21 protein-coding genes are annotated in these 23,877 nt (G+C 35.2%); 13 read left to right on the top strand and 8 right to left on the bottom strand.

What is annotated here, in order from left to right; genetic code table 11:
- Window positions 1-53: 53 nt before the first annotated feature.
- On the top strand, window positions 54-1,685 hold the full coding sequence (locus AC1DS7_RS14440; RefSeq protein ID WP_476999072.1) for a YceG family protein: 1,632 nt from the start codon (window positions 54-56) through the stop codon (window positions 1,683-1,685).
- Window positions 1,686-1,703: 18 nt separating this feature from the next.
- On the top strand, window positions 1,704-2,786 hold the full coding sequence (locus tag AC1DS7_RS14435) for a toxic anion resistance protein (protein WP_002029585.1): 1,083 nt from the start codon (window positions 1,704-1,706) through the stop codon (window positions 2,784-2,786).
- A gap of 34 nt (window positions 2,787-2,820) precedes the next feature.
- Here AC1DS7_RS14435 and AC1DS7_RS14430 read toward each other — a convergent pair whose 3' ends face one another.
- Window positions 2,821-5,487, bottom strand: coding sequence for a cation-translocating P-type ATPase (locus AC1DS7_RS14430; protein ID WP_016121412.1), 2,667 nt, complete (start codon window positions 5,485-5,487; stop codon window positions 2,821-2,823).
- A 192-nt stretch (window positions 5,488-5,679) separates the two neighbouring features.
- Entirely contained in the window at window positions 5,680-5,904 is a 225-nt protein-coding gene (locus tag AC1DS7_RS14425) for a DUF1128 domain-containing protein (RefSeq protein WP_002010236.1), read from the bottom strand.
- A 175-nt stretch (window positions 5,905-6,079) separates the two neighbouring features.
- On the opposite strand from AC1DS7_RS14425, the gene AC1DS7_RS14420 reads away from it, so the two are divergent.
- The 3 genes from AC1DS7_RS14420 to AC1DS7_RS14410 are packed head-to-tail and all read left to right on the top strand — an operon-like array spanning window position 6,080 to window position 7,988.
- Window positions 6,080-6,544, top strand: a complete 465-nt coding sequence (locus AC1DS7_RS14420) for a low molecular weight protein-tyrosine-phosphatase (protein WP_476999071.1) — start codon at window positions 6,080-6,082, stop codon at window positions 6,542-6,544.
- Window positions 6,545-6,597: 53 nt separating this feature from the next.
- Complete coding sequence (locus AC1DS7_RS14415) at window positions 6,598-7,113, top strand: DUF4075 domain-containing protein (RefSeq protein ID WP_002125007.1); 516 nt, start codon at window positions 6,598-6,600, stop codon at window positions 7,111-7,113.
- A gap of 5 nt (window positions 7,114-7,118) precedes the next feature.
- Window positions 7,119-7,988: a YihY/virulence factor BrkB family protein gene (locus tag AC1DS7_RS14410; protein ID WP_002125008.1), complete on the top strand. Its 870-nt coding sequence runs from the start codon at window positions 7,119-7,121 to the stop codon at window positions 7,986-7,988.
- A 181-nt stretch (window positions 7,989-8,169) separates the two neighbouring features.
- Here the strand turns inward: AC1DS7_RS14410 and AC1DS7_RS14405 are convergent, their stop codons facing one another.
- Complete coding sequence (locus AC1DS7_RS14405; protein WP_002169232.1) at window positions 8,170-10,095, bottom strand: heavy metal translocating P-type ATPase; 1,926 nt, start codon at window positions 10,093-10,095, stop codon at window positions 8,170-8,172.
- Between the two features lie 365 nt (window positions 10,096-10,460).
- On the opposite strand from AC1DS7_RS14405, the gene AC1DS7_RS14400 reads away from it, so the two are divergent.
- The 3 genes from AC1DS7_RS14400 to lepB all read left to right on the top strand — a co-directional run bounded on the left by AC1DS7_RS14400 (window position 10,461) and on the right by lepB (window position 13,039).
- Window positions 10,461-11,411, top strand: coding sequence for a DMT family transporter (locus AC1DS7_RS14400; protein ID WP_002125011.1), 951 nt, complete (start codon window positions 10,461-10,463; stop codon window positions 11,409-11,411).
- Window positions 11,412-11,534: 123 nt separating this feature from the next.
- Entirely contained in the window at window positions 11,535-12,215 is a 681-nt protein-coding gene (locus tag AC1DS7_RS14395; protein WP_002029577.1) for a lysoplasmalogenase, read from the top strand.
- Between the two features lie 287 nt (window positions 12,216-12,502).
- Window positions 12,503-13,039, top strand: a complete 537-nt coding sequence (gene lepB / locus AC1DS7_RS14390; protein ID WP_002010249.1) for a signal peptidase I — start codon at window positions 12,503-12,505, stop codon at window positions 13,037-13,039.
- A gap of 43 nt (window positions 13,040-13,082) precedes the next feature.
- On the opposite strand, the gene AC1DS7_RS14385 is transcribed toward lepB, so the two are convergent.
- The gene (locus AC1DS7_RS14385; RefSeq protein WP_002191838.1) at window positions 13,083-15,866 is read right to left on the bottom strand and encodes a tetratricopeptide repeat protein; all 2,784 of its coding nucleotides are present in this window, start codon (window positions 15,864-15,866) and stop codon (window positions 13,083-13,085) included.
- Between the two features lie 476 nt (window positions 15,867-16,342).
- On the opposite strand from AC1DS7_RS14385, the gene AC1DS7_RS14380 reads away from it, so the two are divergent.
- Window positions 16,343-16,936: a DedA family protein gene (locus AC1DS7_RS14380; protein WP_002029574.1), complete on the top strand. Its 594-nt coding sequence runs from the start codon at window positions 16,343-16,345 to the stop codon at window positions 16,934-16,936.
- Between the two features lie 14 nt (window positions 16,937-16,950).
- Here the strand turns inward: AC1DS7_RS14380 and AC1DS7_RS14375 are convergent, their stop codons facing one another.
- From AC1DS7_RS14375 to AC1DS7_RS14365, 3 genes are all read right to left on the bottom strand, one after another.
- Window positions 16,951-17,379 (bottom strand): EamA family transporter, encoded by a 429-nt coding sequence (locus tag AC1DS7_RS14375; protein WP_002029573.1) that lies wholly within the window; start codon window positions 17,377-17,379, stop codon window positions 16,951-16,953.
- Between the two features lie 107 nt (window positions 17,380-17,486).
- Window positions 17,487-17,633 carry a BH0509 family protein gene (locus AC1DS7_RS14370; protein ID WP_000817786.1) on the bottom strand — a complete coding sequence of 49 codons (147 nt, stop codon included), beginning with the start codon at window positions 17,631-17,633 and terminating at the stop codon, window positions 17,487-17,489.
- 156 nt (window positions 17,634-17,789) lie between these two features.
- The gene (locus AC1DS7_RS14365) at window positions 17,790-18,206 is read right to left on the bottom strand and encodes a pyridoxamine 5'-phosphate oxidase family protein (protein ID WP_476999070.1); all 417 of its coding nucleotides are present in this window, start codon (window positions 18,204-18,206) and stop codon (window positions 17,790-17,792) included.
- A gap of 179 nt (window positions 18,207-18,385) precedes the next feature.
- Here AC1DS7_RS14365 and cax point away from each other — a divergent pair, with 179 nt between their 5' ends.
- Together cax and AC1DS7_RS14355 are read left to right on the top strand one after the other, a co-directional pair.
- A complete protein-coding gene (gene cax / locus AC1DS7_RS14360) occupies window positions 18,386-19,441 on the top strand; it encodes a calcium/proton exchanger (protein ID WP_012260267.1) in 1,056 nt (351 codons plus the stop codon).
- Window positions 19,442-19,522: 81 nt separating this feature from the next.
- Window positions 19,523-20,320, top strand: coding sequence for a YfkD famly protein (locus AC1DS7_RS14355; RefSeq protein ID WP_002125017.1), 798 nt, complete (start codon window positions 19,523-19,525; stop codon window positions 20,318-20,320).
- A gap of 192 nt (window positions 20,321-20,512) precedes the next feature.
- Here the strand turns inward: AC1DS7_RS14355 and yfkAB are convergent, their stop codons facing one another.
- Window positions 20,513-21,640, bottom strand: a complete 1,128-nt coding sequence (gene yfkAB / locus AC1DS7_RS14350; RefSeq protein WP_002125019.1) for a radical SAM/CxCxxxxC motif protein YfkAB — start codon at window positions 21,638-21,640, stop codon at window positions 20,513-20,515.
- 213 nt (window positions 21,641-21,853) lie between these two features.
- Between yfkAB and AC1DS7_RS14345 the strand changes: the two genes are divergently transcribed.
- Both AC1DS7_RS14345 and fumA read left to right on the top strand, forming a co-directional pair.
- Window positions 21,854-22,036 carry an SE1561 family protein gene (locus AC1DS7_RS14345; protein WP_002010264.1) on the top strand — a complete coding sequence of 61 codons (183 nt, stop codon included), beginning with the start codon at window positions 21,854-21,856 and terminating at the stop codon, window positions 22,034-22,036.
- A 206-nt stretch (window positions 22,037-22,242) separates the two neighbouring features.
- Window positions 22,243-23,766, top strand: coding sequence for a class I fumarate hydratase (gene fumA / locus AC1DS7_RS14340; RefSeq protein ID WP_201309457.1), 1,524 nt, complete (start codon window positions 22,243-22,245; stop codon window positions 23,764-23,766).
- Window positions 23,767-23,877: the final 111 nt, after the last annotated feature.

Below are 23,877 nucleotides of genomic sequence, written 5' to 3'. Positions count from 1 at the left end.
TAATAGAAGAGAGACTTTATAAAAAAAGTAAATGTTTTTGGAGGTGAACTGTTGTGTTTTCACGTTTTACACTTCAACCATGTGCATTAAAAGACGAATCAGATTTAAAGCAATTTGAAGCGCTTTTAGAAAAACGTCCACAATATGAACTGACAGAGAATGAGATGAAATTTAGTTATATAGCAAGTCGCATTCTTGGTGTTCCGAATGATGTAGATGAATATTTCAATGAACTATTTGATTATAATGAAGCAAAAGGGATCGAGGTTTTGCATGAACAAAATTTAAATAAGGTGATTGATCCCGAAAAACTGCGCCATATTCAAGAAGTTTTTGCATTACATCAAGAAGCGCCGAATGGACTTACAGTAAATAGGCTTGTAGCACATTTGTCTGGAAAACAACTATTACCGCAAGTAGACAATCCTGATTTACAGCATTATATACATACAAAGTTTATTTCTGTATTGAAATTGTATGAGAAACAACATAATCAATCTTTAAAAACAGAAGGATTCCGGCGTTTCTTAATCGATATGATTAAATTAAGTGAAAATTACGTAGCGAAGTGGTTCTCTACGATTAATTATAAGAAACAAATGCCACGTATCGTTTGGTACGGTGATGCGACGGAGAGTCGTATATATTTCTTATACTTTCTTATTATGCTCGGCTGTGATGTGCTTTATTATCACCCAGAAGGAAAAGATGGATTTGAGAGTGTAGATGAGGAAGGAAAGACCTTTGTCGTATCTCATTCAGGCCGTATTTCATTGGAACCATTTCCTGATCGGCGTCGCGAACGCGTCGCAACAGTAGCTTATCAAGCTTCAAAAGAAATCGAGCAAGTACTTCACCACGATAATTCATTATTATACAAACCGTGGCAATTCCGTTCGTATACACCTGTAGCCCGTACGCTCAAAACAACGTACGATGAACTCTTTTTAATTACGAAAGAAAAGGCATTTGTACGCCCAACATTCTTTGTTGAAAATAAGCATATTTATATTCCTTCTTTATTTGCAAAAATATCAGGTGTTTCAAAGAATGATAAAGAATATTTTCAGCGACTAAAGGCTGTTACATCATTTGATAACAGTTTCTTGATTAATACATTCCCGTTCACGAAAGAACAAAAAGCGAATTTCCAATATCATTATCGAGATGCATTGGACCGCGCAGGGAAGTTACATCCGGATTTAATTATGAACAGCCATTGGTGGCCGCATAAGCGTTTACCAGAAGGATTACAACATGGTATTGCAGAAGCAATCATCCATACGTGCGAAAGTGAAATGTGTAAACCAATTGCGAAAGAGACGAAACAAGATGTAGCACTGTATGTTTTCGCACAACTCTCTCAAATACCACCGAACATTTTAGAGCAGCTTGAGAAATTTGATTATTCGCAAGAAGTACCGAAAATTGTTATATTTAATAATGAGAAGAGCGGAGAATTAAGTCGTTCTGATGCTGTGTTATTACTATTTTTAAATCAAATTGGAGTAGATGTATTCCACTTTAATCCAACGGGGAGAAACGATATTGAACCGTATATTCAATCAGGAGCATTTGATTCACATTGGCTTGAAGAAGTTAATTTCGATCTTGAATTTCATGGTTCATCAGCCTATAAAAATTTATCACAAACAATAAAAGGACTATTTCGTCCATTTTTATAAGGAAAGGGAGAATACCATATGAATAACCCAGTCGTACTAGATTCGAAAACAGAATTGAATGAGCAAACCGCACAAGATGTTCGCTTGCAACTTAGACAAGATGCAGAAGTGCAACGTATTTATAACGCAGTAGACATTAAAGATCAATTAGAATTAATTGAACTCGGAAAAGAACCTTCTATGGAAATTTCACGTTTCGCTGATCAAATTTTACATACAATGTCTTTATCGAAAGTAGAAGACTCTGGTGAATTATTAAAACAGCTTGGTAAAATTATGGACAGATTTGATAGTAAAGACTTTGCGGAAGAGAAAAGTGGTTTCTTCTCACGTATGTTCAAAAAAGCAGATAAAATGATTGAACAAATCTTTAGTAAGTATCAGACGATGGGTCGCGAAATGGATAAAGTATACGTAGAAATTACGAAGTATCAAGATGAAATGAAAAAATCGATTGGTACGTTAGATGGTTTATATGAGCAAAACTTAAAGTATTATTTAGACTTAGAAAAATACGTAGTAGCAGGGGAAATGTTATTAGAGCGTTTAAATACAGAGTTAGTTCCGATGTACGAAGAGCGCATACGTAATAATGATCAGTTAGCGGGTATTGAATTAGAATCGCTTAAAAACTCTGTTGAAATTTTAGAACAACGTATTGATGATTTAGAAAAAGCACGTATGGTTGCTCTATTAACAGCACCACAAATTCGTATGATTCAACGCGGTAACAATAAATTAATCGGTAAAATCAATACAGCATTTATTACAACGATTCCTATCTTTAAAAATGGTATCATTCAAGCGGTAAATGCGAAACGTCAAAAGCTTGTTGCGGACTCTATGGCTGAACTTGATCGACGTACAAATGAATTACTTAAGAAAAATGCACAAAATATCGCAACTCAAAGTGTGGAAGTAGCGAGATTATCAGGTTCTTCTAGTATTAAGATGGAAACACTTGAGGAAACTTGGAACATTATTTCAAGAGGTATGCAAGAAACACAACAAATTGAAGAGCAAAATAAACGTGAGCGTGAAGAAAGCCGCAAGCGCATGGCTACATTAACAGAGAACATCAAAAAAGAATTACAAGGATAAAGAAAAGGCAATGAGGAACAGTCCTCATTGCCTTTTAGTTTCTCTTAACTAATTTAATGATTTCATTCACAACAAGCGGAATGATACTTAACAAGAGAACAAATCCCCAATCTCGCATTGTTAATGCATGCACACCAAATATATTGGCAAGAGGTGGGATGGAGATAATACACACTTGCATAAGAACACCGATTAGAAGTGAGAAGACTAAATATTTATTTGTAAATATCCCAATTGAAAAAATTGATTTCGTTCTTGAACGTAAGTTAAATGAATGAACGAGTTGAGAGAAACTAAGAACGACAAATGCCATCGTTTGAGCGTGTAATAGCGCGTCTTCATCAATTTGCTCTGGGAAGAGAGGAAATAAATTTGTATCTCCTGTATAGAGCTTTGCCCCAACGATAAAGGCTGTTAAAGTAAGAAGTCCAATTACAACCCCATTGAAAATAAGAAAAGGAACGCTGCCGCTAAATAAGCTTTCTTTCGCATGTCGTGGTTTTTCCTTCATCACATCTGGATCTTCAGGATCAACACCGAGTGATAATGCAGGTAGTGTATCTGTAATTAAATTTACCCATAAAATGTGAATAGGGCGTAGTGGTGTTGCCCAGCCGAGTAAAATAGCTAAAAAGAGAGCTATAATTTCGCCGAAGTTACAAGAGAGTAGGAAGAGAATAGACTTTTTAATATTACGATAAATATTTCTTCCTTCTTCAACAGCTTTCACAATAGATGAGAAGTTATCATCTGTTAAAACTACATCTGCTGCGCCTTTTGCGACATCTGTTCCTGTAATTCCCATTGCTACTCCAACATCTGCTTGTTTTAAAGATGGAGCATCATTTACACCGTCACCAGTCATGGAAACGATATTTCCTTTAGCACGTAATGCTTTTATAATCTTCACTTTATGTTCTGGAGAGACCCTAGCGAATACATTTAAGTGATTAATTTTACTTGCTAGTTCTGTATCTGAAATGGTATCTAATTCAGTTCCAATCATAATTTCAGATTTTTCTTCAGCAATACCAAGTTCTTTGGCAATTGCAAAGGCGGTATCCTTATGATCACCAGTAATCATAACTGTGCGAATACCAGCTTTTTGACATTCTGTAATTGAATCTTTTACTTCTGTGCGTGGTGGATCAATCATACCGACAAGACCGATAAAGATAAGATTTTCTTCGAGGTGATTTATATTCACATCGTTTGAATCGTATCTTTTATATGCGAATGAAAGTACTCTTAAGGCTTCTTGTGACATTGACCCGGCAGCTTCTAATATTTGATTTTTATCAGAATCTGTTAAGATCTCAATTTTATTATTTATAAAGATATGGGTACAGTGAGGTAAAAGTTTATCAATTGCACCTTTCGTCATGCTATAGTAGCTTTCATCGTACGTATGTACAGTTGACATCATTTTACGATCAGACTCGAAAGGTAATTCGTTAACACGTTCATGTTTATTTTCTAAATGATCTTTTTGAATGTTAAAAGAGCTTCCGGCAACAAGAAGGGCAATTTCTGTAGGATCCCCTGTTTGTGAGTCGGTACTGTAAGAGGCATCGTTGCATAAAACCATATTTTCTAATAATAGACGGTGTACATCATTATTTATATTCAAATTTTCTAGCTGGTCGTATGTGCGATCACTATAAAAGTGAGTAACGGTCATTTTATTTTGAGTTAATGTACCTGTTTTATCTGAACAAATAATTGTGACAGAACCGAGAGCTTCAACAGCTGGTAGTTTACGAATGATAACGTTTTGTTTAATCATACGCTGAACACCAATGGCAAGAACGATGGAAACAATAGCTGGTAAGCCTTCTGGAATGGCTGCAACAGCTAAACTAATTGCAGTCATAAACATTTCCAAAGTATCTCGTCCTTGTAAAAAACCGATGAGAAACATAATAGCGCAAATAGCTACAGCGACAAAACCTAAATATTTTCCTACTTGTGCTAAGCTTTTTTGAAGTGGTGTCATATCATCGTCTGCTTCATGTAAAAGGGTAGCAATCTTGCCAATTTGTGAGTTCATCCCAGTTTCAACAGCAACACCAGCGCCACGTCCATACGTTACTAACGTCGACATAAATGCCATGTTTTTTTGATCGCCTAATGGTACTTGCTCATCACTTTGCATGGAAGGGTGGTAGACTGCATCTTTATCGACAGGGACGGATTCACCAGTTAGAGCAGATTCTTCAACTTTTAAATTTGCAGTTTCGATAAGGCGTAAATCGCAGGGGATATACCGCCCAGCATCAAGCATAACGATATCACCTGGAACGACGTGCTCAGATGGAATTTCTTTTAGTTCACCATCTCGCTTTACGATAGCTTTAGGTGTTGCCATCTTTTTCAATGCTTCTAAAGCCTGTTCTGCTTTCGATTCTTGGATTACACCGATAACGGCATTTAAAACTACAACGAGCGCGATAATACTTGCATCAGCCCATTCACCTACAAAGGCGGAAATAAGGGCAGCGATAATAAGGACATATACGAGGACGTCATTAATTTGGGCGAAAACGCGTTGCCATAAAGTACGTTTTTGTTTGGTAGCTAATTCATTATAACCATATTGCTTTAAACGTTCATTTACGATTTCATCTGTTAAACCGTGTTGTTCATTTGTTTCTAGGTCGATTAATGTTTGATTTTTCGTCTTACTGTACCAATTGCTCATAAGTAAGCACCCCCAGTAAAAACAGTTAGCAATGGTAGTGTGGCAATTTTTTTAGAGTAGTATGTATGGAGAAAAAATCTAAGGTGAGATTCTACTTTCATTGTACAGTATTTTAGAATGTGATGAGGAAAAGAGAAGAGTTGTCATGAATTTGTTGAAATTAAAAGAGCCTCGCATACGTGAGGCTCTTTGTTATTTTTTAATTAATGTACCTAGTTCCTCAGTAATAGCTTGCATTTCACTAATACTGAATGTTTCACGTTTCATAACATGCTCATAAATGTCACGTAAGTCCTCGTACATTTCTTCGTTAAAACTAGCAGCTCTCATTGCTCCAGCATTAACCATGCGTAATTTTTCTTTAATAGCTTCTACCATATATTCAACGTTTGCTTCTGATTTCACGGATAAATCCACCGAAGTGTCCCCCTTTAAAATAACATAAGGTTATCTTAACATTTTTTTATCATTTTCGTTAATGAAACTTTTCAATCCTATTAAATTAGTAGGGATTTCCTTTATAATTAATAATTGGTTGCTTATACTATAGATATATATTAAGAAATGCACCAAGAAGGGAAGAAACAAAAATATGGTCCGAGTATTGTTTGTTTGTCTTGGGAACATTTGTCGTTCTCCAATGGCAGAAGCAATTTTTCGAGATTTTGTCGTAAAAGAGGGACTCGAAGAGAAAATTGTCATTGATTCTGCAGGAACTGGAGATTGGCATATTGGTCATCCACCACATAAAGGAACACAAAAAATTTTAAAAGAAAATGAAGTCTCTTTTGAAGGAATTAAAGCACGGCAAGTAGAAAAAGAAGACTTAACAAAGTTTGATTATATTATTGCCATGGACAACAAGAATATAGCGGATTTAAAAAGTTTTAGTAAAACTGGAGGCTATATTGGTAGGCTGTCCGATTTTGTTCCAGACGGTGGCTGGACAGACGTTCCTGACCCTTACTTTACAGGGAACTTCCAAGAAGTGTATGACCTTGTAACAGAAGGGTGTGTAAAGCTATTAGCTTTCATTCGAAATGAACAAGGAATATGAGGAAGCTTAGAAAGTAATACTTTCTAATATAAGAAATGAAAGGGTGAAGGAATATGGCAAAGAAAAATAATATTGCTCGAAACATTGCGATTGGTGTAGCTGCAGGTGTAGCTGTATCTATGTTAAAGAAAGAAAACCGTGAAAAAGTAAAAAATACGGCAGAAAAAGCAAAAACAAAGATGATTGAGATTGGTGAAAATGCGAAGATAAAAGAAAAAGTGCAAACTGTTACAGATAAAGGACGCGAACTTGCTGATTTCAATGTAGTGAAAGCGAAAGTAGCAGAAATTAAAAAATTGACGCCGTCTGTTGTAGAAACATTAAAAGAAACGAAAGAAATGTTTAGTAAGAAAAAGATTGTGCCAGTAGAAAAGCCGGAAACGATTGAAATTCAAGCTGTATCTCCAAAGGTAGATGAGCTTAAAGCAGAAGAAGAGCCAGTGGTAGCTGAAGATGGTGGTATGAAAGAAGCGCGTGAATTATTTATGAAGGACTCAAATGCAGAGGAAAAAAAAACTGAAGCATACATTGAGCTAAAGCAAAATAAAGAAGAGAAGAAAAGCGTCTAAAAAATATGAGAAAATTTCTAGAAAAAGCAAAAAGAAATCGCACTTTTTCGTTTGGGAAAGATTTATATGACCGGACGATGCGCGATGATGTAGCGGGCTTAGCAGCACAGCTCGCTTATTTCTTCTTGCTTGCGATTTTCCCTGGGCTTGTTTTCTTAATTACGCTTCTTGGCTTTATTCCCATTCAAACAGAGGATGTGCTTAGTTTATTAGAGGTTTATGTACCAGATGATGCGATGAACTTGATTGAGGTAAATGTAGATAAAGTTGTAAATCAGCAAAATGGTGGTTTATTATCATTTGGTCTATTATCGATGTTATGGTTTGCCTCAAATGGTGTTAATGCGGTTATGAATGCTTTTAACCGCGCTTATGATGTAACAGAAACACGCTCCTTTATTAAAACAAGAGCTTTATCTATCGTGTTCACGTTAGCAATAATTTTTATGATCGTGTTTGCACTAATCGTCCCAGTATTTGGACAAGTGATTGGGGCAGCCGTGTTTAAAGCAATTGGTTTATCGGATAGTTTTTCTTATGTTTGGAGCATTACACGTTTAGTAGCAAGTTTCTTCGTTTTAATCGCTTTGTTTAGCTTTTTATATACATTTGCGCCTGATCGTAAGTTAAAGAGAAGAGAAGTTGTTTCAGGGGCGTTATTTGCTACTATAGGATGGATTGTGGTATCGTACTCATTTGCCTATTATGTAGATAAATTTGCAAATTACGCTAATACATATGGTGGTCTCGGTGGTATTATTATTTTAATGTTATGGTTTTACTTAACTGGATGGGTAATTTTACTTGGCGGTGAAATTAATGGTTTACTCCATCATTATAGAACGGGTGACAATAATTCCCGTAATGAAAAATGAGCTCTTGTTCCATAATAAAAGGGAACAGGGGGGATATTTCATGAGTAATAATAAAAAGAACCACAATAATAAAAATAACAAACAAAAGAGCAGTTCGCATCCAAAGCATAAAACGAGCAGCAGTGCGAACGGTCACAATAGCTACCATTAAAAAAAGCGGGTCCTTTATGAGGGACCCGTTTTAATTATTTCCTTTTAATAATCGTAAGCCATTCAAAATTACAAGAATGGTACTTCCTTCATGTCCAATAACACCGAAGGGAAGCGCTAAAAACTGTAAAAAATTTGAACAAATCAGCATTGCAATGACAGCTAAAGAGAAGATAACGTTTTGCTTCACAATACGGTTCATTCGTTTTGATAAACGGATTGCTTGAGAGAGACGAGATAATTCGTTTTTCATAAGAACAACGTCTGCAGTCTCTAATGCCACGTCTGTTCCTTCACCCATTGCAACACCAATACTAGCAGTAGCGAGGGCAGGTGCATCGTTTATACCATCTCCAACCATGGCGACTATGCCGTACTTTTCTTTTAACTGCTTTATCGTTTCAACTTTTGTTTCCGGTAAACATGATGCGTAATATTCTTTTATATTACTTTCATTGGCAATTGCTTTTGCTGTTTCTTCATTATCACCAGTAATCATGATTGCTTCGACACCAATGCTTTGCAAATCACGAATAGCCGCTATCGTTTCTTGGCGAAGGGTATCTTTTAAAGCAATCAGTCCAAGAATACCATCCTCATCACTAATATAAACGACAGTTTTCCCCTCTTTTTCAAGTGAAGCAGAAATGCCATTATGAAATGTTTTTATTTCTTCTCCGATAAAATCAGCTTTACCAATTTTATAAGCTTTGTTTTCTAATATTCCTTTTAATCCAAAACCAGTTACATCTTCAACGTTTTCTGGTTTTTTTATCGTAATGTCGTAAGCATGTTTTGCATATTTAACAATCGCTTCTGCTAAAGGGTGTGTAGAGTGACTTTCAATCGCTGCTGTAATAGAAAGTACTTCACTTTCTGCTATGCCTTCTCGAACATATACATCTGTTACAGTAGGTTTTCCTTGTGTTAATGTTCCCGTTTTATCAAAGGCAATCGCCTTTACTGAAGCTAGACGTTCTAAATGAATACCACCTTTAAAGAGAATACCGTTTCTCGCTCCGTTTGAAATTGCTGATAAAGTTGCTGGTGTAATAGCTGCAACTAGAGCACAAGGAGAAGCGACTACAAGTAAGATCATAGCGCGATAAAACGTTTCATTCCAACTCCAATCAAGTAAGAAATGAGGAACGAACATCATAAGCGCAACAACGAGCAGCACACCTTTTACGTATGTTCCTTCAAATTTTTCGATGAATAGTTGTGATGGTGATTTTTCGCTTTGTGCACTTTGAACGAGACGAATAATCTTTTGGAATAATGTTTGATCGCTCGGCTTCGTAATTTTAACTTCGATAGCACCACGTAAATTTACAGTGCCGGCAAATACTTCATCGCCGAATTTTTTCTCATTCGGAATAGGTTCTCCTGTAATAGCTGCTTCATCAATATTTGTTTCACCATTATGAATTGTGCCATCAGCAGGAACACGCTCACCTGGCTTAATTAAAATAATATCGTTAATTTGTAATTGTCCAACTGGAATACGTTCCTCGGTTCCAGTTGAAATACGTAATGCTTCTTCCGGTTGTAGATTAAGAAGCGCTGAAATTTCTTTTTGGCTTTTACTTAATGTATAAGATTCCATTGCACCGCTTAATGCAAAGATGAAGATTAAAATAGCACCTTCTGCCCAGTAACCGATAACTGCGGCACCGATAGCTGCAAAAATCATGAGCATTTCAACATTTAGCTCTTTCTCTTCAATTGTGTCTTCAATACCTTCTTTCGCTTTTGCAAATCCTCCAATTACATAAGCAAGGATATAGAAAGTAATACCTGCACTTATTGCATCATTTTTTGTGAATAACCAACCAGCTAAAATAAAAATACCAGATGTGATTGCAAATATAAGTTCATAATGTTTCTTTAATGTATCCCATAAAGAGGGATGAGAAATATCTTTTTGTGCTTGTAATGTTTTTACTTCTGCGTTCATTAATACTCGCTCCTTCCGAATTCTTATTGAGAAAAAGAATCAAAATCGAAACCCCTATAAAACGACGAAAGCTGCCATCCATAATGGATAGCAGCATTTCTGTTGAATCTGATTTTAATAGTTATTATGTTGTAATTATTCTATAGTATAGCATATGTTTTTCTTAGATGATATGTTTTTGTTTTAGTATAAAGTGAAACTTTAATTAGTGGGGGTTTTGTTCATCCCACGCTGATTATTAGCCCTCGCCAATCGGGCTTTTACTGCCCGGCGAATAGCGGGATAAACTGAAAACTTGTGTTTTCGCATTTCCTTTGGTATATATGAATATTGTTCATAAAAAGGTCGGAAAGGAAGACATCAAGTTGAAGACAGAGAAATTTTTTACCCATCCGATTGGCGTGTTTATTGCTGCAATAGTAGCAACATTTTTATGGGGAAGCGCATTTCCCTTTATTAAATTAAGCTATGCTGAACTTGGAATTCAGCCACAAGAAGTCGGGGAACAAATATTATTTGCTGGCTATCGCTTTTTCTTATCTGGTGTAATGCTCTTATTATTTTTTAAAGCGTTAGGAAAAGATATGAAGTTCAAAAAAGGAACAGGAAAGCAGTTAGTTCAAATTGGCTTGTTTCAAACTTTTCTTCAATATATATGTTTTTATATTGGAATGAGTTATAGCTCAGGAATTGAAGGAGCGATTATTTCAGGAACATCATCATTCTTTCAAATTTTACTCGCACACTTTTTATATAAAGATGATGCTCTAAATAGGCGAAAAGTAATTGGAGTAGCTATCGGTTTTTGCGGTGTGATTTTAGTGAATGTACCGAGTGATGGAAGTTTATCATTTCATTTTGGAATAGGTAGCTTATTACTTCTTGGGGCAGCCATGATGTATTCGTATGGAAACATATTAGCGAAAGAAGGTAGTAAAACATTAGATATTGGGTATATGACAGCATATCAGATGATTTTCGGATCAATTGGGTTGCTATGTATAGGTGCATTTCAAGTTGGAATGATGCCATTCACATTTAATCTACATGCAATACTTATGCTCATATATTTATCGTTCTTATCAGCAGCTGGATTCTGTATATGGAATACAATTATGAAGTATAACAAAGTAGGGAAAGTCTCGATGTATATGTTCTTTATACCAGTGTTTGGTGTGCTACTATCAAGTCTAATTTTAGGGGAAGCAATCCATTCCTTTGTACTATTTGGTTTAGCATGTGTCGCAGCGGGAATTATTGTAGTAAATCGTAACCCGGTTAAAAAGAAAGTTGAGCAAGAAAAACAAGTAGCATAGAGAACAGAAAAACGATTAAAATGGAAGAACAGTATTGTTCTTCTTTTTTTACATAGAAAAAGGAGAACGTGATATATGTAACGAAAAAAGATAGAATAAAGCATTTATTGAGGAGAACATATTATGAATGTACTTTACATTGTGTTAGTCGGGCAAATTATTCTTTTTTTAATGGGAGCAATTTATGCAATAGGACAGACGAAGAGAACGAGAAATAATATGCCGTTACCTTTAGCAGTTCGTCTTATTCTTAGTTTTTCTTTAACAGGAAGTGCAATTTGGATATGGTTACAAGATCCATCGGCTGAGTACAGTACGTGGGTTGCACTCGGTATGACTTTATCAACTGTAGGGGATTTATTTATGGCAGGATTAATTCCAATTGGTCATCGATTAATTGGAGGAATGGTTACTTTCGCTCTTGCACATTGTTTCTATGTGAAAGCATTTTTACAAACAGGTATTTCATGGAATGGTTTTTGGATCGGTTTATTCGTATACGGACTCTTTCTAATTATAGGGTGGTTTTTCTTTATTCGAAATGAAAAACAAGACAAACTTTTTACAATAGGCGCTCTAATTTACGGTTTGTGGGTTGGAGGAATGGCATGTTTTGCATTCGCCTTATATTACGAGAATATAGGAATATGGTGGATACCAGCACTTGGTGGTTTACTGTTTGTGATTTCTGATTTTATTATCGGCGTGACAGATATCGGAGGGCGCAAACTGAAGTATGAACCGCTTTGGATTTGGTTTACATATGTCGCAGCGCAGATGTGTATTGTATATGTAGGATTATAAAAAGATACTCTCAAAAATAGTTGATAGACTATTTTGAGAGTATCTTTTTTATTGCTATGCTATTATATTTGTTTGTTTAATTTGTGCAGTATCTTATACTTTCTAAGCATAAATTTCATAGGAAAAGTCCTGTTTGATAGATGGAAAACATAGTATATAAAAATAGTGAATTTATAGGGATTGTTATTTTTATATTTGTAATATTCTAATGTTATAATTCAGAATTTTGTGGAAATTAACCAGTCGGAGTACTTATAATAAAAATAAAAAGATGATGAGATGGTGGAATGATGCAAAAGAAAAAACGTTTGCGTGAATTCTTTGAAATAATTGCAATTGCATGTTTATTAGTGTTTTTGGCAAAAATCTTTTTGTTTTTCCCTACGACTGTAAAAGGAGCATCGATGAGGCCGACGTTACAAGATGGAGATAAAGTAATTATTAATAAACTTGCAAAGAGATTTGAAAGTTATGAGAGAGAGGATATTATTGTCGTGAAGACAGATAATTTCTATGTGAAGAGAGTTATTGGATTACCAGGAGATGTAATTGAGATGAAGAATGATCAATTATATGTTAATCATCAAGTGAAAAATGAAGAGTATTTAAAGAATAATAAAAAACAGGCAGAAAAATTACTTATCAATTTAACTGAAGATTTTGGACCGATTACAATTCCTAAAAATAAAATTTTTGTGATGGGAGATAATCGTTTAGTTAGTAGGGATAGTAGGAACGGCTTAGGGCTCATTGATAGAACAGAAGTATTAGGAAAGTTCATGGCGATATATTATCCATTTGAACATGTGAAAATTGTAGATTAAAAATAAGAAAAACCAAGCGAATTAGTTGCTTGGTTTTTCTTATTTAAACAGTTGGTGTTTTATTTATTGTTTCTTGTGAAGCAATATGTTCATTATTTTGGTCGATATTTAACATGAATTTTCGTTGTAACAATTGCAATTTAAAGAGTGTTAAAGGATCATGATAAGTTTCTGGGTTTGTTCTTAGCTTTGTTAATGTTTGCTCATCTTCTTGTATTTCAAGTTGGGCCGCTTCTACGGTTTGTTTCAATATGCTAAGAGGGTCTTTAAAGAACATCATGATATCCCGTTCTAGCGCACCTTCAAATACTTCAAATTGAAGGAAGAATTGTTTTGAAATCATCTGAGCAACTTCTGTATAATCTTCTGTTTCAATATATTGTTTATATTTATTTGATAGCATAGATTGATTTTTTTGCATATTACCGAATAATTTCCCTGCACTCTTTAAGAAAAATTGTGTCGGTGTAAAGCGTAATAAAATATTGATGTTAGCTACTGTAATTCTATTCGTCATTCTTGCAACATCTCTATCCCAGTCATCTAGTAATTTGAAATCACAAGGAAGTTTAATACGCTCTTCCTCATAGAGCTTATTAAAGGTATCGCTCATTTCATCTAAATAAGCCTGAGCTTGAATGAATTCATTATGAGCAGTTTCAATCCATTCTTGAATAGACCCAGTAAATTTAGGAAGAAGCACTTGCTGTACATGTTTTTGAATTCTTTCATTCATTGCTACATTTAGTTCTTCATGGACCAGTTTGAAATCACTATCTTCTTGAACGAGGTCAGAGCAACTCTGCAACAATTCAGGAATTTGAGAATGTATATCCTGCGTAATCTCTTCTTTCGTTAAGAGATAAGATTCTGTAATAGAACGAATTTTATCTTTTTGAATGGCAGTAAGATTATTAATAAAACCATCAAGTTTTACTAAAATATGTTTATTCCAGCGAACGGATTTCACTAACGTATTTTCTAATTCCACACGTTCATTTACAAGGTATGCAATTGTTTTTTGGATAAACCATAATAATTTTTCAATGCGTTCTTTTTCCACGTTACGCTGAGTAAGGTTAGAAAGAATAGAGTCTGTTACATTACCTAGCTGTTCACTACTCTCTTGTGAAGGAGAGTAAGGGAAAAAGTGTGCTTCTGGGAAATGTACGAGTATTTTCTTTTTAATGCTGTTCGTGATATTTTCACTAGTATTCGTATCAATTGTTTGTAAGACGAATTTAATTTGTAAATTTGGTACTTGCTCACGAATATATAATAATGTATCGAGCTCTTCATCATGTAATGGTGAAGCTGAATTTAGGACATAGATGAGACTATCTGCTGCCTGTAAGTATTCAAAGTGAGAGCTGTTTTTGTCAAGTTGTCCATGCACAGTAGGTGTGACAAGGAATGAAAACTTATTTTTTCGTAAAAATCTACTTGGTAATTTAACTTCAATACATTTTCTTTCTAGTTTTGACTGAGAAGGTACGGCTAGTATGTTATGAAGTTCGTCAAAGTTTGGTATATTTCGTATATCTAGTTCTGTAAGCTCAGTTATTTCAGTTTGACTATCATCTTTAAATGTAATTGAAGTTGTTATAGCCTCATTTAATATATTTTCTCCTAGTATAGAGTTAATAAAGGCTGATTTATCATAATCGCTAGCTCCTGCTACTAGAAGTTGTGTAACAGTTAAATCGTATAACTCACGAACAAGTAGTGTGAATTGATGACCTAAATCTACATCATTCTTCTCAGCCCATACAGCAATCGTTTCAAATAATGCTGATACGTCTGCCATATCAACATTTGCATGAGCTGATGCATTTGAAAGTAAGGCACCTGCGCTTTTTACGAGTAATGATTCTAGAGTTGTCGGTGAAACTTCATTCCATGCTAATACTGCTGCGGAGACAAGTAAAGAATCTTCCGCTCTCATTAAACTAAACCAATTTGTTAATAAATCTGGTACAAGTCCTTGTAATTCGTGCATGAAATGTTGTCCAGTAATCAATTCGAAGTACGTCTCTTGATAGCGAGTAGAAATTTCATTCCAATCGTCATGAGCATCTACTTCAACATGTAAGAATAGGTGATTTATTGTTTGAATCCAAGGTAGATGGAATGATTCATTTTCATAGCTGTTCCAAAGTGAGATAACAAGCTCTTTAAATTGAACTTGATCAATTGTATATAAGGCTTTTAAAGATTCATAGAAATACTCAGGTTTAATTTTTTTAGTAAAGCCTCTGTTCACATAATTGATTAAAGTATCGAACCAGTGTAATGATTTTGTTCGAATTCCTTCTTGAACAGCGAGTTCAATAGCATTATTCCAATCTTCTTGTTTTTCATAGAACGATCGAGCGATTGCAGTAATATTTGGATAGTCTGGTTGAAATGCAACAGCCTCGCTAATCGTCTTAAATGCTAGTCCTAAACGATTTTGCTCTATATAAAGAGAAAGAAGTTGTAGGGAGACTTCCATTGTAAGAGTTGTATCTTCTGTTTGGATAGATGTATAAATTTCTTCTGCTTTTGGCAAGAAATCTAATTCGAAATAAGCATCTGCAATATTCTTCATAGCCCAGAGAGCAAGTTCATTATTTACTTTCTCCCATTTGAATATAGCGGCTTCAAAGTCGTTAGTTTGAAAATAAACTTCACCTTGTGCAAAGCGAACATTAGATATATTGGAGAATTCATTCTTTGATTCATTTATATATGCTTCACCGAGTACTTCCGCTACCGGAATGGAAGAGTCTTCTGTTAAAAATGTTTTATAGTAAATCTTTTGGATAAATTGTTTTTCAATGGTCATGTTCGTTCCCCCTGTATAATTTAGAAAAATGATGTTGTATGTAAAAGGGTGCATGTTACTCTAATAGGTAGAAGTTGCATTATATAGACCAAACTATGTTTTTGCTAGATATATCATTTTTCTTGAGAGTTAAACCGTTGCAAAAAGTAACTTCCCTTTATTGTAACAAAAAAATAAGCCTATGAATTTTTATTTTTTTATCTCGCTATTTATAGGAAGTAAGACTCCTACTCCAAAATTGAGCGAATGCAAGGAAGTTAAGTGGGGGCCCTGCTGCCCGTAAAATCCCGATTGGTTCAGGCTAATAATCAGTGGGGATGGATAAAAAACCACTGATTAAATCTCTATTTAAGGAATGGAATAGAAGTAGAGTTCATTATAAAAACAATGTATAGTGAATATGTATACCATGTTTGTCTTAAAGATAGAATGGGCACAATATGGAATAACGATCGTGTATAGGATGTGTCTTCCGAATGGAACAACATATTGGCGAGTTAATCGCACATTATGGATATTTTGGAATTATTATAGCTTTAGCTGGCGGGATTGTTGGATTACCTATACCGGATGAGTTTTTATTGACTTTTATTGGATATAACATTTCAAAAGGAGTTATGTCAGGAACAGCTGCTTTTTTAAGTGGAATGGCAGGTGCAATGCTTGGCATTACATTAAGTTACATATTAGGTTTAAAACTTGGGCTCCCTGTTTTAAAAAAATATGGTCCGAAAGTTAGAATTAAGGAACATCATATTGAAAAAACACATATTTTATTTGAAAAATACGGTCCATTTCTTTTAATGATTGGCTACTTTATACCGGGAGTACGTCATTTAACAGCATATTTTGCTGGAGTTTCAAATTTAACATTGTGGCGATTTTGTTTGTATGCTTACGGTGGTGCACTAATTTGGATAAGTGTTTTTATTGGCTTAGGTTGGAAACTGGGAGAGAAGTGGCGCTTTGTTGAATATAGTTTACATCATTATGGAATATGGATTTTATTAGTTTCGGCAATTGTAATATTGATTGTGTGGATTTACATAAGGAAAAGAAAAAACCGCTAATAATAGCGGTTTTTTTAGCTGAAAGCGATAAATAATACACCAGCTGTAATAAAGACTACACCAATACCGGTCATAAAGTTTAACTTTTCACCTAATATAATCATCGCGAGAATAATGGAAAATACTACACTTAATTTATCGATAGGTGCTACTTGTGAAACTTTTCCTGTTTTTAACGCAAGAAAATAAAATAGCCATGACGAAGCACCAGCGATTCCACTTAATGTGATAAATAGCAGTGCTTTTTTATTTAGGAGGACATCACCGATATTTTGAAATTTACCTTGTATAATAATAACTCCTACCATAAATAATGCCATAATAATAGAGCGAACCGTTGTTGCGACGTTGGCATCGATTCCATCTAAGCCAATCTTTCCGAAAATAGATACGAGGGCAGCAGCAATTGCTGATAATAGTGCGAATAATAGCCATGAACTCATAGTGAAACTCCTCCAATCTTACATTATTATACATGAAAATCATTCTCATGTATAAAAACGAAATAAACCCCCGCCCTATATTTTTAATAAGGTGGGGGTTTATTATACTACTCTGCTATTTCTTCATATAAAAAGTACGTTACATTATAAATATGCTCTACTTCATCATCCGTCATAAATAATAATTCGTCACGTTCAATCCCTTTTTTCTTTTCAATAAACTCAATCATGTTTTTTCGTTCTTCTCTTTTCATCAATTTTAATTTCTCCCCTCAATCTGTTTTAATACAGTTTATTTAAGTTACTGCTATTATATAACAGAATCTTTAGAAAGTTCCACCTGTTTTATTGTTTTTTTCAGAAGAACCTTTCGACAAAACAAGCCCACCTAAGGGGGGCTTGTTTTTATTTTATAGTCGTAAAAACTCGGGCTCGGTCGTACCAGCACTATCGATGTAATAAATTGTATCGGGATTGATTTTTATTAGTACGTAATTAGGGTCTTCCGCACCGAGTAACCAGCGTTTTAAGCTATTAGTCCAAAATTTGTTTTTTAATGTTTGATCTTCTTCGATGGAAGCTATGCCTTCAACTTCAATGTAATTCTCATCTAATTTCTTTCCTTCACGTCCAAGTAGTACATGTACATTGGGGTTTTTTTCAATATCTGTTATCTTTTTTGAATTTCGATCTGTTGCAACATATAGTACAAAATCTTCGTGGAAAAACATCATAAAGGCGCTATGTGGCTTATCGTTACGTACAGTAGATAATACACCAGTGCGTTGACCTTGAATAATAGTTGCGATTTTTTCTTTTAAGTGCATATTTTTAGCCTCTTTTCATAATTCATAATTTTTTCTGTCTGGACAAGATAATTTAAATATCTTTCATACTGTTTTCTTCAATCCGATTTTTTAAACGTAATTGTGATGAAATCGGACAAGTTAGGAGATGAATAATAATAATATCGAGGAGAAATACATACGATGGAAGGATGAAAAGCATGTTTAATAAAATATTTCTCATAGTAGCGCTTATAGGTGTACCACTTTCTGTAATCGGAAAAACACTTCATTGGCCACAAACTATTATGTTTGCTGTATACTGCATTACTATTATTGCATTAGCTGGTTTTATGGGGAGGGCGACAGAAAGTTTAGCAATTGTTTCTGGGCCTCGGATAGGTGGTTTATTAAATGCAACTTTCGGTAATGCCGTGGAACTTATCATTTCAATTTTTGCACTCCAGGCAGGATTAACAGAAGTTGTTTTAGCTTCCTTAACTGGTTCTGTACTTGGAAACTTATTACTGGTAGGAGGGTTATCCTTCTTTATAGGTGGCCTTAAGTATAAAAGACAAAGTTTCAATGTTTATGATGCAAGACATAATTCAGCTTTATTAATATTTGCTGTTGTCGTAGCCTTTGTTATTCCAGAGATTTTTTCAATGAAGATGGATGCTGGAAAGACGTATCAATTAAGTATTGGTGTTTCTATTATCATGATCATTATGTACCTGGCTGCATTGCTATTTAAGTTAGTTACGCACCGCGGTGTATATCAACATAAGAGCGATGAAGAAGTACATGAGGAGGAGCCTGAGTGGTCGAAAGGTAAAGCGCTACTCGTTTTAGCGATAGCAACACTTGCAGTTGCTTATGTGTCAGAGGCACTCGTACATACTTTTGAAACGGTCGCAAAGTCGTTTGGCTGGTCAGAGTTATTTATAGGGGTTATTATCGTTGCAATTGTTGGTAATGCAGCAGAACATGCATCTGCGATTATTATGGCATATAAAAATAAAGTAAATATCGCAGTAGAAATTGCAGTAGGTTCTACATTACAAATCGCCATGTTTGTTGCTCCTGTTTTAGTACTTCTTTCGATGTTTTTTGCACAAAAGATGCCGTTAGTATTTACAATACCAGAGCTTGTTTCCATGATTACAGCTGTTTTCTTAACTATTGCTATTTCAAATGATGGGGATACAAACTGGTTTGAAGGAGGCACTTTATTAGCTGCGTATGTCATTATGGGAATTGGTTTTTATTTATTATGAAAAATAGGGATAACAATGCTTCAGAGGGAAAACACTAAATACAGTAATTTATATACCTTTACATAGGAAGGAGCCAGACAGGTGAAACGAGTATACAGCATATGTCTTTCAACCATGGTCTCGTTTATTTTATTATTTCCTAACAGTAGTTTTGCAAAGACAACGGTAGAAGTAAAAATGCCTTCATCTGTTTTAAATATTTCAAAGGATAATACATTTCCAAATGATGCACAAGATTTACCGCGTTTACAGCCAAGTAAGTTTGCGCAAGAACTATTGAAAACAGCAAATATCAAAATTGAAAACCCAGATTTAATTCGAATGTTTAATGAAACGACAATTTCGAATGCACCGCTTGCAGTAGGGTACCGAGCGAAAATTTATTTAGGGCAATGGGCATTAAATTATGAGTCAATAGACACATCGATTAATTGGGAATATAAGCAAGTAAATCGAAATGTATATGATAATCGCGGAGGGGATCGCTTATACCCACTTCGCTATAAGCAAGAAACCCAAAAGACAATCGAAGGTGATTTAACAGCAGATATGAAAGATACTACAGATGTGAAAAAAATGATGCTTCTAAAAGCGCTTGAAAAAGTACAATTGCCACTTTCATTTAAAACAACCATTGGTTATGGTACCGGACATGAGCGTGTTTATAATATTAGTCCAAGTCAACTTGGATATTTATATGCGTATACACCAGCAGTAAATGAAAAAGGAAAAGTAACATTTGGAGAAGTCTACCTTGTGTTAAAAGGGAATCAAAAAAAGCTTGTCGTGAAAAATATTACATCACAAGGAATCGGAGCCGCTATTCCAATTCATGATCATTTATTTTTTAAATTTGTTTCTTCATCGCATGCACAATGAAATAAAAAACGTCAGCCTATAAGCTGACGTTTTTTATTTATCCCGCTATTTGCGGGCAGTAAAACTCCCACCTCAAAATTCGGCTGGAGCAAAGAAGTTAGGTGGGAGGCCCTGCTGCCCGTAAACTCCCGATTGGTGTGGGCTAATAATCAGTGGGGGATGAACAAAACCCCCACTGATTAAAGTTTCACTTTATAACATAATGTTTGATGTTTTTGATAAGAAATCTTCTTTTGGATAGTAGCTATTTTTTACAAGAACATTTGGTCCAAGGCATTTCACGGCAGGACAATGGCAACTTAATGATTTTGCTGTTTTTGAGTCACACCATTTGTCGTAAGCTTCTTGTAGTGTATTTGTTTGTACATTACCTAGAAGCGGGACATCACCGAAGTCGGTCACGATAATATTTCCATCAAAAATATTTACGTTCAAACGAGAACGACCATCTGGATCATTGCGGACAGTTACATTTTTACTTTCATGTAATTTCTTTAGTGTAGCTAAATCGTGTTCATTATCACTACATGCATAGAAAGGTAATGTTCCGAATAACATCCACACATTTTCATCACGGATCTCTAATAAATGTTCAACTGCATTTCGAATTTCTTCTTTTGTTAAAATTTCAAGTGTGCTAGCGAAGTCACTCGGATACATCGGGTGAACTTCATGACGTTTACAGCCCATTTCTTCAACGATTTGACGGTGAATATGTTCAATATGTGGTAGAGTTCGTTTGTTTAACATAGTTTCGGCTGATACGAGTACACCTGCCTCTGATAGGGCTTTACTATTTGTAATCATTCTTTCAAATAATTTAGCGCGCTGTTCATAAGTAGGCTTACGCTCCATCATTGCAAATCCGCCTTCAACGAAGTCATCGATTGTTCCCCAATTATGTGAAATGTGCAATACATCTAAGTAGGGAATAATTTGTTCGTAACGTGCTAAATCTATAGTTAAGTTTGAGTTGATTTGAGTGCGAACGCCTCGTTCATGGGCGTATTTTAAGAGTGGTGTTACATAGTTGTCGACGGATTTTTTTGAAAGCATAGGTTCTCCGCCTGTAATACTTAAAGAACGTAAATGAGGAATCTCATCTAATCGTTTTAATAAAAGCTCCATCGGAAGCGGGTTTGGATCTTTCGGCTGTAATGTGTAACCAACAGCGCAATGCTCGCAACGCATATTGCATAACGTCGTCGTTGTAAACTCAACGTTTGTTAATAGTAGTTTGCCGTACTCTTCAAGGTCCATATACGCTTCCCATGGATCGTAAGAAGGAGTAATCGGCTTCATTATTTGTGATATCGTCATATGAAATACTCCTTTGACTATTGAAATAACAATTTGTCCATTCTCTATAATAGAAGAATATGTGCTTTTTATAAAGTGAAACTTTTTTGTGAAAAAAGAGAGAGGGCTTACATTATAATGAATTCCTGTGACGAAATTGATGAAATTACATGCCCATAGCAATCATTTTTGCGGTATAATAAAAGCAACTCGAATTAAAAGGAGAGTGCCTTCATGGGAAAAGCAATTCAAGGTAAAGATTCACAACTAGTATATTTGAAAGAACGTTTAAATATGTTCATTGAAGTAATTGATACGATTGAACCAGAAGAGGTAGAATTAGAGGATGTAGATCGTCTTCTTGCAATGTTAGATGAATTAGAACTGAAATGTGAGCAATTTAAAAAAGACGAATAATATATTAAAAAGGCTGCCACTACAAAATTGGCAGCCTTTTTCTGTACGGATAATAGAAGGAATATAGAAAAAAAGGTATAATCAAGTTGTGAAAAATTTCATTTAACCTTTAATGGCGTGAAATAAATAAACAGCTGAAGAGTATAACAATGGAATTTTCATTTCATAACGTTTTGGTAGCGTTCACAATTGAGGGGGAAGTAACAATGGAAAAGCTTCAAGAAAGCATGTATCAACTAATTGTTGAAACGTCAACGAACTTACCGAAAGATGTTCGTCGCGCAATTCAACAAGCGAAAGAACGAGAAAATGCAGGAACTCGTTCGGCGATGGCACTTGGCACAATTACGAATAACATTAAAATGGCAGATGATAATATCTCGCCAATTTGCCAAGATACAGGGATGCCAACGTTTAAAATTTATACACCAGTTGGTGTGAATCAATTAAAACTGAAGGAAGCTATCTATAGTGCGCTTGAGCGGGCGACAAAAGATGGTAAACTTCGTCCAAACTCTGTTGATTCTCTTTTTGGAGACAATAGCGGAAACAATTTAGGACCAGGTACACCTGTTATTAAGTTTGAACAATGGGAAAAAGATTACATTGATGCACGTTTAATTTTAAAGGGCGGCGGTTGTGAGAATAAAAATATTCAATATAGCCTGCCTTGTGAAATAGAAGGACTTGGACGAGCTGGGCGTGATTTAGAAGGAATTCGTAAATGCCTTCTTCATGCAGTATATCAAGCGCAAGGTCAAGGGTGTAGCGCAGGAGTAATCGGCGTCGGTATCGGGGGAGACCGCACATCAGGTTACGAATTAGCAAAAAATCAATTATTCCGTACATTAGATGATGTAAATCCAGTTCCAGAATTACACAAACTTGAAGAGTACGTATTAGAGAATGCGAATAAGCTTGGCATTGGTACGATGGGATTTGGCGGAGAAACAACTTTATTAGGTTGCAAAGTTGGAGTATATAATCGTTTGCCAGCGAGCTTCTACGTATCTGTTGCGTATAATTGTTGGGCATATCGTCGTCTTGGTGTAACAATTCATCCTGAAACAGGTGAAATTATGGATTGGTTGTACCAGGAAGGTGAAGATACACTTCAGCAAGATGCTGCGCAAGAACAAGCAGAGGAGCGTGAAATCGTATTACAAGCTCCAATTACAGAAGAGCAAATTCGTGAACTTCGTGTTGGTGATGTTGTTACAATTAACGGCATGATGTATACAGGACGTGATGCGATTCATAAACATTTAATGGATAACGATTGTCCAGTAGATTTAAAGGGACAAATTATTTATCATTGTGGTCCAGTTGTAGTGAAAGATGAAAATGATAATTGGCAAATTAAAGCGGCAGGTCCAACGACAAGTATTCGTGAAGAGCCATATCAAGGCGATATTATGAAAAAGTTCGGTATTCGTGCTGTAATTGGTAAAGGTGGTATGGGTGCTAAAACATTAGCAGCTTTAGAAGAACACGGTGGTGTGTACTTAAATGCAATTGGTGGTGCAGCGCAATATTATGCTGAATGTATTAAAGAAGTGAAAGATGTTGATTTCTTACAATTCGGTATCCCAGAGGCAATGTGGCATTTACGTATCGATGGTTTTAAAGCAGTTGTAACGATGGATTCTCATGGTAAAAGTCTACATGCTGATGTTGATAAAACATCACTTGAAAAATTGGCGAGCTTTAAAGAACCTGTATTTAAGTAAAGAGAAGTGCATCTCGAATTATTCGAGGTGCATTTTTTTGGTATATATAGAAAAACATGTTCAGCATGAAAGAAAGCAGGGAAACAGAAACTACAGGTACGATTATATATG

The sequence above is a fragment of the Bacillus sp. P4_E1 genome, assembly GCF_056401715.1.
The sequence above is the reverse complement of the archived record's forward strand: the minus strand, read 5'-3'. Positions and strand labels throughout refer to the sequence as shown.